Here is a 13,087-nt window from a genome sequence, read left to right on the forward strand (position 1 = left end):
TCATGAACCTGAGAGCAAAGCTTTTGGTACTCCCTTTTCTTTCTCTGCTGCTCCTGACAGGTTGCTGGAACTACCGGGAACTGAATAATTTGGCGCTGGCCTTGGCGATTGGCATTGATAAAGTGCCTGATCGGGATACCTATCGTTACTCCTTTCAAATTGTTAACGCAAGAGAGATTGCTGGTGGAAAAACGGGACAGGTTGTCCCGGTTGTCGTGTATAGCAGCGAAGGACAAACGCTGCTGGAAGCTGCTCGCAAAGCCTCCAAAAAAGTTCCCCGCCGGCTCAACGTGCAGCATGTAAGAATTTTGATTATAGGGGAAGAGACAGCAAAAAAAGGCATTGAATCCTTATTCGATTTTATGGAGCGAGATGCCGAACCTCGACTGCCAACCAAAGTTTTTATCGCTAAAAATACCGATGCAAAAAGCATCCTCGAGACCCTGACCCCCATAGAAAGTATTCCGGCCAACGCCATTCTGGGAAAATCAAAAACATCAGAGCGATTTTTAGCTGAAAATTTCGAGTCAGGCATCGATGATGTTATTCGCGGCCTGCTGATTAAGGGAGGCGGGCCTGTCATTAGCGGCGTGGAAATTAGTGGACCGCAAAATTTAGGATCTAACAAGTCTGTTCTGGAGCGGGTAGATGTTCCTGCTCAGCTTATTGTTAATAGCCTGGCCCTCTTCAAAGAAGGCCGTTTAAGCGGCTGGGTCAACCATAAGGATGCTCGGGGAATTTCGTGGATCAACAAAAAAATCCACAATACGATTGTAAGTCTGGATTGTGAAGATAAAAAAGATGCAATCGCCATCGAAGTGTTAAGCAGCAAAATAAAAACAGAGGCTAAGTTCAGGGGTGGCCAACCTGTCGTACACATCCGAATACGGGATGTCAGCACAGTGGGGGAAGTTATCTGTCCTTCGATTGATCCATCCAAATCAGAGGTAATCCGCAAATTGGAGCAGCAGGTGAACGCCAGAATTAAGGAAGAAGTCGAAGGGTCCGTCCGAAAAGCGCAAGCGATGAAAACCGATGTGCTGGGGTTTGGAGATGCGATTAACCGGACCAACCCGAAGGCATGGAAGCGGATGGAGGGCAACTGGGGTACATTGTTTTCCACTTGTGAATTCGATGTACACGTCGAGTCGAAGATCCAGCGTACAGGCAAGATTACGAAACCGTATTTATATGAATTAAAGAAAGAAAAATAGTGAAGCAGGAGAGGTGAATCCGGTGTGGAAAAAGCTAAAATCAGCCCTGGCCAGTTATTTGCCTTAATCCTGCTTTTTGACGCAGGAACTGCGATTATCCGTGTTCTTGCTACCAAAGCAGAGAAGGATGCTTGGCTGGCTATCCTTTTTGGGGTGGCAGGAGGCCTTCTGATCTTCTCGATATATATTTCGCTGTATCGCTTATATCCAAAGCTTCCACTTACAGGCTACGCTAAAGCTATTTTAGGCCAAAAGGTTGGCTGGTTTCTGGGTTTACTCTACATTCTCTTTTTTATTCATGGAGCGGCGAGAGATTTGCGTGAAGGCTCCGATTTGCTGATTAGCTCTTTGCTGGACCAGACGCCTGAAGTTGTTGTCAGTGCCGTAATGATCATGTCCATCGGGTACGTTCTTAGAAAGGGCATAGAAGTGTTGGCCCGAACCGCACTAATCTTTGTTTTCGTTCTTGGAGTACTCGCGGTGTCCAGCAACCTTTTGATGTATGTTGCCGGTATCGTTGACGTTGACCGACTGCTTCCCGTGCTCGAAAATGGTTGGCGTCCCATCTTTGACATCACGTTGAAGCAAACCTTTGAGTTCCCATATGAAGAGTTGGTTTGTTTTACAATGCTTTTGCCGTATTTACATAACAGCTCTAGGCGAGGAACACGTGCGGGCTTTGCCGCAGTACTGACCAGCGGTATTCTGCTCAGCTACTCCAGTGCAACCAATATCGCAGTGCTGGGAACGCAAATATTGAATCGAGCCACCTTCCCTCTGTTGTACACCATCAGCCTAATCAACATCGGCGATTTTATGCAGCGTCTGGACGTTTTTGTAGTGCTTACACTGATTGTCGGTGATTTTTTCAAAATCGCGATTTTCCTGTATGCCGGCATTATGGCTGCTACAGATCTGTTTCAGGTTTCGGACTACCAAAAATGTGTCTCCCCGATCGCAGTGATTGTGCTGCTGGTGTCATTAGTGCTCTCCGGAGATTTTGCAGAACAGATTGAAGAAGGGGATGTATTGCTTGTTACCGTCTTTCTTTTGTTTGGCGTCGGGATTCCCCTTTTCTTGTGGATGGTTGCCAAACTGCGCATCATTATAAAAAAAAGATCATAGCCATTCGGAGGTGCAAACAGTGAACGAAGTTAAGATCAATGCTCAACAACTGCTGGCTTTGATGGTCCTGTTCAATATGGGAACTGCACTGGTTGTTAGTTTGGGGACAACAGCAGAGCGAGATGCCTGGATCGCAACCTCGCTTGGGGCAGCTGGCGGAATAATCCTCTTCGGCGTATACGCAGCCTTGTTCCGGCTTGGTCCCAAGCTTCAACTGATTGGTCATCTGAGACTGCTTGGCAAACCGATCGGTCTGGTCTTGGGTATGCTTTACATTATCTTTTTCCTGTATGGTGCTTCCCGCGACCTGCGTGATGGTGGAGATTTACTCATCAATTCGGTACTGGATCAAACTCCTCTTATTGTTGTTGAAGCTTCGATGATCCTGGCGATAGCTTATGTTTTGGATAAAGGACTCGAGGTATTAGCCCGAACCGCACAGATATTTTTGATCGTACTTCTGCTAGTCGGTCTGCTTAGCGTGGTGCTTTTATTCTGTTCCAACGTGATCGAAACGGAGCGGCTATTTCCCATATTGGGCGATGGGTGGGGCGCTGTGCTTACCCCCTTTTTGAAACAGACCTTTGAGTTCCCTTATACCGAATTAATCTGTTTTATGGTGATCTTGCCTTCCGTGAATCAACCCAATCAAGGCCTTCGTTTCGGATTTGTCGCAGTGCTGATTAGCGGCGTTATTCTCACCATATCCAGCATACTTCAGATTGCCGTTCTCGGCGTAGATATCACCTCACATAGTACATTTCCCTTGCTGGACATGATCGGCCTGATTGAAATGGGCGCATTTGTGCAGCGGCTGGACGTCTTTTTCGTTCTTTTCTTGATTGTTGGCGTATTCTTCAAAACTGCGATTTTCTACTATGCCTGTGTGAGTTCGATTACAGATTTATTCCATATTCGGGACAAGCGGACGCTGATCTTACCTGTTGGACTCCTGATATTGGCGGCTTCACTGATCAACTCCGGTAATTTTGCTGAACATATTGAAGAAGGTAATATCGCACTGCATACGGTTTTTGTCTCCATGGGTGGAGCAATTCCGGTCATATTGCTGATGGGGGGATGGTTGAAAAAATGGAGAAGATGGAAAAAGGTACATCCTGAGCCCTGAACAATCAGGTTATTTCCGGCTCACATAATAAGTGATGACCGGTTTGCCAATGACATAGAGCAGCACAAGGATCAGGGTAAACCATTCGTCCGTTTTCATAAACAAAAAGGGTGACGTCACATTGCTGATCGAAACGTAGAGAGGCAGACCGATCAGCAAATCCATGAGGATGACAAAACCGCTGCTTAGACCTAAAAGCACTAGAGAAATAATAAGCACTCGCATGAGGAAACCTCCGTTACCGTTTGATTTTTGGGGTATTTCCTTAGTATGATAACCCGGCTATGTTTTCATTCAATTGGAGGAACCCGGCAAACTTTTTATAAAAAACAAGGCAAAAACCCCCGGATTATCGCTGCCGATATCCCGGGGGCTAGAAAGAAACTGCGTAAACCATGCATAACGTTCAGTTCATGCAAAACTAAATTACACGTTGAATCGGAAGTGCATGACGTCACCGTCATTCACCACGTACTCTTTACCTTCGAGACGCAGTTGACCGCGTTCTTTGGCGCCGTTCATGGAACCTGCTGCAACCAGATCGTCATAGGAAACCACCTCTGCACGGATGAAACCGCGCTCGAAGTCTGTGTGAATGACACCCGCTGCGCCTGGTGCTTTTGTTCCTTTACGGATGGTCCACGCACGAACCTCTTGTACACCTGCTGTAAAGTACGTGTACAGGCCAAGCAGCTTGTAAGCCGCTTTGATCAGCAGGTTCAGACCGGATTCCTGAATACCCAGCTCTTCCAGGAACATTTGTTTATCTTCGCCTTCCAGCTCGGAGATTTCTTCCTCGACCTTCGCACTGATTGGCACCACTTCTGCATTTTCAGCAGCAGCGAATTCTCTAACTTTTTGCACATATGCATTGTTCGCTACGTCACCGATTTCATCTTCAGCCACGTTGGCAGCATACAGAACCGGCTTCAGTGTGAGCAAGTGCAGATCACGTACGATCAGGCGCTCTTCATCCGATAACTCCATGCTGCGTGCAGGCATATCTTCATAAAGAACCGCTTTGACTTTCTCCAATACTTCCACTTCTTGAGCAGCCGTTTTGTTGCCGCCCTTCATGTTTTTCTTGGAGCGTTCGATTTTTTTCTCCACACTCTCGATATCAGCCAGAATCAGCTCCAGGTTAATCGTCTGGATGTCGCTGATCGGATCGATTTTGCCATCCACGTGGGTGATGTTCTCATCTACGAAGCAGCGTACCACGTGTACAATCGCATCCACTTCACGGATGTGGGCAAGGAACTTGTTGCCCAGACCTTCACCTTTGGACGCTCCACGCACCAGACCTGCGATATCTACGAATTCAAATGCAGTAGGAACTGTTTTTTTCGGTTCAACCAGTTCTGTCAATTTGTCCAAACGCTCGTCCGGTACTTCGACGATCCCCACGTTCGGGTCAATCGTACAAAACGGATAGTTCGCGGACTCGGCACCTGCTTGTGTAATTGCATTAAACAATGTAGATTTACCAACGTTCGGCAAACCTACGATCCCAGCTTTCAAAGCCATGTATATGACAACTCCTCATTCATTACTTGTTCGGTATGGATAATCCTAACCATTATATATGACAAACCCCAAGGCATCAAGGAACTTCGCCGATTCATCGGCAGCCATTCCAATCTTCAAATCCCCTGCTTCCTACTTGCATGTGTATATCCCCTTCGGGCCATATGTTTAAAGTTGCTCACACGGCCTGAATGAATGATCCATTTTTAATTATAGGAGTTACAGGGTTAAAGCTTAGCTTCAGCCCTTGTCCTTGATCTCTTTATACATCGTCAAATCCGTCACTTCATAGCCCATTTTGCGATACAGGCTGCTCGCCCGCACATTATGTCCAAACACATGCAGACCCATGCGGTCCACCCCAAGACTACGCGCTGTCCGCTCAAGGGCTTCCATCGTCTCTGTGCCGTACCCTTTGCCGCGATGTGCCTCTTCTACCACAATATCCAGCAAAAAGGCTTCTTTCCCGCGACGATTTTCCGTAACATTAAACCAGATGTACCCGACAATGCCGTCCACCGGATGCACCAGATTGTACACGTATGCCCCTGGCGTCTCCAAACCTTCCGGCAGATAACGCTCATAGGATTCCTCTGCCCGTTCCAGCGCCTCCTCTGGCGCCCACGTGCCTGCTTCTACCTTTTCCTCTGCAAAATCTGCAATCGAACGACTGCGAAAACTCGCAAATTGCTCCCCGTTCATTGGCAACAGTTCCATGCTGTATTCCTCCTCATCTGGGTGTGATCACTTAGGTGTGATAGGTATGTATAACTGGACAGCTAATTGATCTTGGTTTATTGTACCCTAATTGTACTGTACCCTGATGATGTAAGTTAGGTATTTCTCTTTTTTCCATGTCTACTTATGTTAAAATATAAGGGCGAGCGACCGGCCAAAGTTTCTCGCCCAGAGGTCGATGGGTTATTCCATCGGCTTTACCCTTTTAACATGATTATACCGATTAATTAGCTCGTCCAGCACCATGGACTGGTGGATGACCCTAGGGTGAAGAAGGTCGCCGTACTCCGTTTTTAATTCATGGAGTTTCTGCCTTGCTTCTTCAATTCGCAGTTTGAGTTCGTCACGATCCATAACACCCCTCCCTGCTGTACCATTTTAGAACATCCTGCTAATTAGCAGAAATTCAAATAAACTCCAACATAAGATAGCAAAAAAACACCCTTTACCCGAAAGCCTCTGAACAATCTATGACGATCGTCTATTCAAAGAGCATTTCGAAAGCTGAGGATGTATCCGCGCGAAAACTGCCTCTCTTCAACTGTGATAACTGTCTATACTTAGGTGGCGCTATACTTAAGTTTCTTGACGATTTTTTACGCTTTAACATTTGGACTATATAATCTCTGAATTTTCTCAATAAGCTGTTCTGCGCTTGGCTTAGCACCCCGTCCGGTTGCATAGTGCTGCAAATCCTCAAATAACCCCAAGCAATCCAGAAGACCATCCTTATTCATATTTTCAATTGCAAATTCCATGCCTTTACGGATATACCCTACGCCTCTATCATAATCGTTATTTCTTAAATAGTACGTACCCAGTCCTGCCAGCAAAATACCATATTGATCATTGGTGTATTGCTTGCTCATTTTTCCAAATCGACTGCTTTGCTCCTCGTACATCAGATAGGACTGATACTCATCAAGAACAGAATCAATATTGATATTATACCGATTCGCTGCGGTCACAATCGCGCATAGTGCAGGGAACACTTCTTTTTTTCGAGCAGAGATGTACTTTAAATAATCTTGAATCAACTCTGTCTCACCTGATAATAATCTAAAATAATAGTTATTTCCTTCTGACCAATCCTGAAATTGAAGAATTACGATCTTTTCTTCTTCGGTAGGGTCTTTGATCCAGCTGTAGTCAGCGTATTTTGAGACATATTGAAGCGTTTCTTCATAATTTCCATGTTGATAAGTGACCTCGGCAAGAGCAAGGTAAGAGTACAAAGCATAAAATACAATCTTCTTCTTGGTTTTAGTCTCCACTTCTCTTAATGTTTTCTTGGCCTCATATTGAATAAAAGCTTTGATCTGTAACTGTTCAGCAAACTCTTTCACTTTCTCCCAGCGGCGTAAGGAAGCGTACACATTAATTAGATCATTCAGTGCGTCGAATTGGTAAGGTTCGTCAAGCCGTTGAACAAATAGCTCGAATTGTGTGGCTAATGTCAGATTGTTGCTCTGGTCATTAGAAAGCCCAATGGAAAACAAACGGTACTGGCTTAAAGCCAGACGCTCCGAATGCTGCAATTTCTCACTCTCGGCAACACAGCGGTATAAAGGTATGCACGCTTCCAGCTTCCCCTCGCTATATAACTGTTCAGCCAGCTCAAACAACATGGGAACATACGAGAGGCGATCAACCACATATCCGACCGCAGTCTCCATATAAGAGACGTGACCCAATTCCGCACAACGATATAAAAAGGGCCTCAGTCTTCGCCAATCCAGATTGGAATCGACTAAATATTCGTGTATGTATAGTTCATATAAGTGGCCTTCAGGTAAGCCCATTCCAGCAGTAATCCGATCCAACTGATTCAAGCCTATTGGACGAAGTCCTTTCAATGTGCCGCTTAGCGTCCCGGAATTAACACCTGAAATCTCTGAAAAACGATGAATGGTCATCCGATTATTTTTCAAATATCGTTCTAAATGGTCACAAATTGTGGCTTTTGAATTCAAAGGGACACCGCCTTCCCATATGAAATGAAGCTCGATCAACAAAATCATACAATATTTATGTAATTATCTTCAATATTTACTTGTGGATTGTTTACTATTTATACAAAACAAAAACCCGCTAACCCGCATGCATAAACACAGACTATGCTTATCAAAGCGAATAGCACATTCGATGGAAGGTCAAGAATATATGTTATTCCATATGCAGGCCCCGCCCAAACGATGGACGCAGGAATAAAAAGTATAGCTACGTCTAAATAATACCCAGCAAGGAGCAAAATCACTCCCGTTAACCAGAACAAAGTAGATCGCAGCACAAACCCGTCCCCCTTGCTCTTCATGCCCAGAACAAACCATGAAAGAAGGAACAGCAGAGAAGCTATAGCTTGATATATGTTAGGGGGATGCCCTTTTAGATAAGAACTAAAATTAATGATAGTAAAGGGAACTGCAATTAAGATCATAATCAACACTTGTTTGTAATTACTCATTATATTGCTGTCAATTGAATGTTTCTATCCAATATTCTAGGGCTGTATAACTCAAAAATATACTCCATACCCCCATCAAATCGCATAGAGCTCACCTCGTTCTATTTGATATAAATGCTGGCATCCGTACTACTGTAACATACCTTATTTCACAGAATCTTTAGGGGAGTGATACATAAAGCTGAGAATGAGGTCAAGCAGCTGAAGACTATTTCAATGTCACACACTCCATACAGAGGTGCGAATCTCCCGGGAAAATCATGTGAGCTTGGGGTTCGCACCACGGAATGCCCTTCTCTAGCACATCCCAATCCTATATTAAACGATCACCGAGTGCCCGATGGACTTCACGAATTCTAACGATTCCTAGAGACGCTATTTAGCCCATTTGAGTCACTTTGAAATTCTAACGATCTCCAGAAGCCTTATTTACTCCAAACACCGGGATTTTCACCGAAATTTCTGCGTTTTTGCCCAAATAGCGCTTCTGTGAATCGTTAGATTTTTAAAACCCGCTTCACGAGTAAAATAAGGTTATCTGGATTCGTTAGCGCTTTTGGTTGCATGACCCAACCTTCGTTTCTCCACTCAAGACTCCTCAACGTCCACAAAATTCCGCTCCTATTATGCCCCTAGACAAGCCCGTTGCGCGACGCCCTTCCCATGTGATCTTCATGCCCCAATCGCACATCAGCGCACCACCATTACCTAATCCAACTAAACCAATCCTTACCTCCGCGCCACTAGACGTTTTGTCTGCTTCACATCTGCAATGCTGCCTGCACCGATGCCAAACATGACGGTGCGCAGCTCGAACTCGACCTGCTCCAGCCGTTCGGATAGCGCTTCGTCGGAGGTGACAGCAGATTCGAGCAGCGAGCGGCCGAAGCCTGCGAGGTCGGCACCCAGAGCGAGCGCTTTGGCGGCGTCCACGCCCGTGTGCAGTCCACCGCTGCCGATCAGCGCCCCATCTGGATTAAGCGCGCGCACGTCCTGGATGCACTCGGCTGTGGGAATGCCCCAGTCGGCAAAGGCTTCCGCTGCCGCCCGGCGTACCGGGTTATTGTTGCGGTACTTTTCCACCTGTACCCAGCTTGTCCCACCCGCGCCAGCCACATCGATGAATGCGATGCCCGCTTCGTACAGACGCTGTGCCGTCACACCATCGATGCCAAAACCAACCTCCTTCACGCCGACGGGCACTTCCAGTTCACGGCACAGGCTCTCGATCCGCTGGTACAGACCGCTGAAGTTGGTATTGCCTTCCGGCTGGAACACCTCCTGCAGCGTGTTCAGATGCAGCACGAGCAGATCCGCACCAGCGATATCCACTGCACGCTGGAAATCAGCTGTGCTGAAGCCATAGTTCAGCTGAACCGCGCCAAGGTTCGCGATGACCGGGATGTCCGGTGCCCAGCGCCGGACATCAAATGTGCTCGCGAGCTCCGGCTGCTCCACGGCAGCCCGGATCGAGCCTACCCCGAGCGCCCAGCCTCTGGCGTTCGCTACTCGTGCCAGGCGCTCATTGATGGCGCCTGTGGTTTGGCTTCCACCCGTCATCGAGCTGATGAGCAGGGGTGTGCGCATTTTTTTTCCAAGAAACGAAGTGTCCAGTTGCACCTCTTCAAAGTCCAGCTCAGGCAGCGGGTGATGCCGAAATGCAAACTTCTCCAGTCCGCTAGTAATGCCTTCTCCTGCCACATTCTGCTCCAGACAGAGGCGCACGTGCTCCAGCTTCCGTTCTCCCGTTGCCACTTCGGGCAGCAGCCGTTTGCCGGCTCGTTCTTGTTCATTCATGTTGTGACCTCCTATGTGAGTATGATGTGTATCGGCAGGAATGAAAGCAATTTTTGTTTCATATTTCAAGTTTCGTGCTTTACGTTTCATGTTGTTTCCTGCTCATCGTTTCCTGCTGTCCGCCTTATGGTTACTTGCTCCGTATCTCTTGTTTCTATGTAAACAACTCTATCCAGTATACCGTTCCTGTTCACCTAATGAAAGGATGCTCCAACAGGTCGCGAAGCACCCATTTCTCTCCGCATCTGTATTACCTGCCCATCTCCGCTACAAGCTGCTCACCCACAAACTGACCGGATAACGTAACAATCGGGGTTCCGCCGCCAGGGTGGGTTGTGCCGCCAACGTACCAGAGTCCCTGAACATCGCTGCTCTGATTGCCTGGACGCATGAAAGTCTGCTTCATTGAGTTGGATGAAATTCCGTAGATGGAGCCTTGATGAGCTAATGTATCGTGAGCGATCTGCTGCGGTGTATATCGGATAAGCACGTCTGACTGTTTCAGTCCACCAATGCCGCGTGCTTCCAGCTGCTCCAGCACAAACTCGCCGTAACAGTTCTGCTGCTGCTCCCAGTTCCAGGCGTTCGAGAGATATGGCGCATTCACCAGAATGAACAGATTGCTCGCTCCCGCAGGAGCCATGCCTGATTCAGAATATCCAGAGTAACAGATATATATCGTTGGATCGGCTGGCATCATGCGGTCACGAAAAATATGCTCGAATTCCGGCTCGTACCGCTCAGGGAAAAAGACGGTATGATGCAGCAGCTGACCGTATTGTCTGCGTACTCCGGCCAGGGTAACAAAACCGGAGATAGACGGTTCATACTTTGCAATGCGGACATCATTCATACGTTTCCGATGCTCGGGTGCGAGCAGCAGCCGATTCACACTAAGCACATCACCGTTAGCCACAATTCGGTCAGCCTCCATCAGTCCCCGATCCGTATCCACGCCAGCGACCTTTCCATTCCGAACGACAATCTGGTGCACCTCTATACCTGTGATGATCTGTACACCTTTCTCCCGCGCAAGCCGGGCCATGCCCTCAATAAGCTGATACGTTCCGCCTTTTACCCCGTAGATCCCCACTTCTGCTTCAACATGACCCATCATGGCAAAAATGGAGGGAGACAGATACGGCGATGATCCTACATACGTAGCATACCGCCCAAACATCGCAAGGGTATGCGGATGGCTGAAATACCTGCGCAGCAGCGTATCCAGCTTGACCGCAGGACGCACCCGGAGCAGACTGCGCAGCATTTGCAGATTGTATTTGTCGGATGGTTTCAGCAGCAGCTTGCCAAGAAAATGACGATTCGCCTCCATATACAATGACGCAGATTCATCCATAAACGCATCATAACGCATGGCATCCTGCGGGCTGTATGCAGCGATCTGCTCCTTCATCCAGCCACGATCTCTCGACAGATCAACAACCGTGCCGTCTGCAAACACATTCCGTGTCCGCGGCTCCAGCTCATACAGCTGCACGTAATCCTCCATCCGCACGCCAGCCTGCTCAAACACCGAGCGAAATGCATCCGGCATCGTAATCGTGCTTGGGCCCCGGTCAAAGTGATACCCGTCCTGCTCGATTTGCTGCAGCTTGCCGCCCACATGCTCCTGCCGCTCCAGCATAGTTACACGCAAACCAGCCGAAGCAAGACGGATCGCACAGGACAGGCCCCCGAAGCCTGCACCGATAATAATGACATCCTGTTTTGAGTTCCCGCCTGATGCCGCCGACCGGTGCCCGTTATGCATTTCTACTCCTTCTCCCGGCAGCATCCCTGTTCCTGGCCGTTCCCCCCCTTCTATTACTTTAGCTATTTCTTCACCTATTTTTTTACCTGTTTTTTCACCTTCTCCTGATCCTTCATCTCTCCCATTTGCATTTGCATTCCCGTTCCCCTGTACATTCAGCATCAGCTATACCGCCTGCCTTTCCATACGTACCCTTTACCGGATCGCCCCGCCTGCCATGAGGCCAGACCGATGGCAATGACACACGCCATGCTGATCGGTTGAAAAAGTGCCAGCCACCACGGCTGACCTCCGATATGATCGGATACTCGTTTTACAGCCATGCCAAGCAACGTGCCTATGAATCCATACAGAATGGACGTCTCGTTCCCCGTAAGCAGCCCTGTAACCAGCCCCAGCGGCGGCACAATGTACATGATAAAATATATAAACATCGTGCCAATAAACAGTGCATCTCTCCGGCCCATACCTTCGTACATGTTTTTTTTATACCCGTTCCATACCTCTTCACCGTTCTGATACATACGTGTACTCGTTACATCATGCACATCCGCGAGCATCACGGGATGCCCGGCACGTTTGACCGCTTTGGCAAGACTCATGTCATCCACCAGATGTGCCTGAATTGCAGCATGACCGCCGGATGCTTCATAACTTGTGCGATGGATAAGCAAAAAAGCCCCCGTAGCGGCAACAAACATCGGACTGGCCGACCTGCGTATCATGAAAATAGGCAAATGACTGATGATCGTAAACATCATCATTGGCACGACCAGCTTTTCCATCCAGGTTCTTGCCACCTGATAAGGGAATCCTGTAACCAGACCGCTACCCTGGGCACACCCGGCAGCCAACGTCTGCCGGATCGCGTCCGGTTTCACTCGAACATCGGCATCGACAAACATAAACCAGTCGCCCTGCGCCTCCTGAACCAGACGATGACAGGCATGGGATTTGCCCATCCACCCTGCAGGTAGGTCGGTACCGTGCAGCAGCTGCACACGCGAATCCCGGTCAGCAATCGCCTGAACGAGTGCAGCAGTCTCATCTTCAGAGCGGTCGTCAAGCACCAATACTTCCATGCGAAATCCCTTCGTATGACTGGCAAGCACACTTTCTAGACATTCTTCAATATGTAATCGTTCATTCCTTGCAGGAATCAGAACGGAAACCAGCAGATCGGGCGGCTGGATGCTGCCTCTTTGGAGAGAACGTATTTTGGGCAAACAGGCAGCATTCCATATAGCAAACAACAATTGCACGAGCAGCCATCCCATCAGACATATCCATACAATCTCAGCTGTACTCACACCTTGATTCAT

The 13,087-nt window shown here is 47.9% G+C and carries 11 protein-coding genes; 3 read left to right on the plus strand and 8 right to left on the minus strand.

What is annotated here, in order from left to right:
• Positions 1-2 precede the first annotated feature (2 nt).
• Genes HNR77_RS13770 through HNR77_RS13780 form a run of 3 tightly spaced genes read left to right on the plus strand, consistent with a single transcriptional unit; the run spans position 3 to position 3,468 of the window.
• Positions 3-1,214, plus strand: coding sequence for a Ger(x)C family spore germination protein (locus HNR77_RS13770; RefSeq protein WP_184185040.1), 1,212 nt, complete (start codon positions 3-5; stop codon positions 1,212-1,214).
• Between the two features lie 24 nt (positions 1,215-1,238).
• The gene (locus HNR77_RS13775; RefSeq protein WP_184185043.1) at positions 1,239-2,339 is read left to right on the plus strand and encodes a GerAB/ArcD/ProY family transporter; all 1,101 of its coding nucleotides are present in this window, start codon (positions 1,239-1,241) and stop codon (positions 2,337-2,339) included.
• Between the two features lie 19 nt (positions 2,340-2,358).
• A complete protein-coding gene (locus tag HNR77_RS13780; RefSeq protein ID WP_184185045.1) occupies positions 2,359-3,468 on the plus strand; it encodes a GerAB/ArcD/ProY family transporter in 1,110 nt (369 codons plus the stop codon).
• Between the two features lie 9 nt (positions 3,469-3,477).
• Here HNR77_RS13780 and HNR77_RS13785 read toward each other — a convergent pair whose 3' ends face one another.
• The 8 genes from HNR77_RS13785 to HNR77_RS13820 form a co-directional block, all read right to left on the minus strand.
• A complete protein-coding gene (locus HNR77_RS13785; protein ID WP_184185048.1) occupies positions 3,478-3,693 on the minus strand; it encodes a YczF family membrane protein in 216 nt (71 codons plus the stop codon).
• Between the two features lie 201 nt (positions 3,694-3,894).
• A complete protein-coding gene (gene ychF, locus HNR77_RS13790) occupies positions 3,895-4,995 on the minus strand; it encodes a redox-regulated ATPase YchF (protein ID WP_111269052.1) in 1,101 nt (366 codons plus the stop codon).
• Between the two features lie 240 nt (positions 4,996-5,235).
• Positions 5,236-5,712, minus strand: coding sequence for a GNAT family N-acetyltransferase (locus HNR77_RS13795; RefSeq protein ID WP_184185050.1), 477 nt, complete (start codon positions 5,710-5,712; stop codon positions 5,236-5,238).
• 204 nt (positions 5,713-5,916) lie between these two features.
• Positions 5,917-6,087, minus strand: coding sequence for an aspartyl-phosphate phosphatase Spo0E family protein (locus HNR77_RS13800; RefSeq protein ID WP_184185053.1), 171 nt, complete (start codon positions 6,085-6,087; stop codon positions 5,917-5,919).
• Positions 6,088-6,329: 242 nt separating this feature from the next.
• Positions 6,330-7,664, minus strand: coding sequence for a transcriptional regulator (locus tag HNR77_RS13805; RefSeq protein ID WP_260410564.1), 1,335 nt, complete (start codon positions 7,662-7,664; stop codon positions 6,330-6,332).
• 1,262 nt (positions 7,665-8,926) lie between these two features.
• A complete protein-coding gene (gene fni / locus HNR77_RS13810) occupies positions 8,927-9,994 on the minus strand; it encodes a type 2 isopentenyl-diphosphate Delta-isomerase (RefSeq protein ID WP_184185056.1) in 1,068 nt (355 codons plus the stop codon).
• 250 nt (positions 9,995-10,244) lie between these two features.
• Positions 10,245-11,765 (minus strand): phytoene desaturase family protein, encoded by a 1,521-nt coding sequence (locus HNR77_RS13815; RefSeq protein ID WP_184185175.1) that lies wholly within the window; start codon positions 11,763-11,765, stop codon positions 10,245-10,247.
• A gap of 161 nt (positions 11,766-11,926) precedes the next feature.
• On the minus strand, positions 11,927-13,087 hold the full coding sequence (locus HNR77_RS13820) for a glycosyltransferase family 2 protein (RefSeq protein ID WP_221443833.1): 1,161 nt from the start codon (positions 13,085-13,087) through the stop codon (positions 11,927-11,929).

This window comes from Paenibacillus sp. JGP012, assembly GCF_014203995.1.
Taxonomy (GTDB): domain Bacteria; phylum Bacillota; class Bacilli; order Paenibacillales; family Paenibacillaceae; genus Paenibacillus; species Paenibacillus silvae.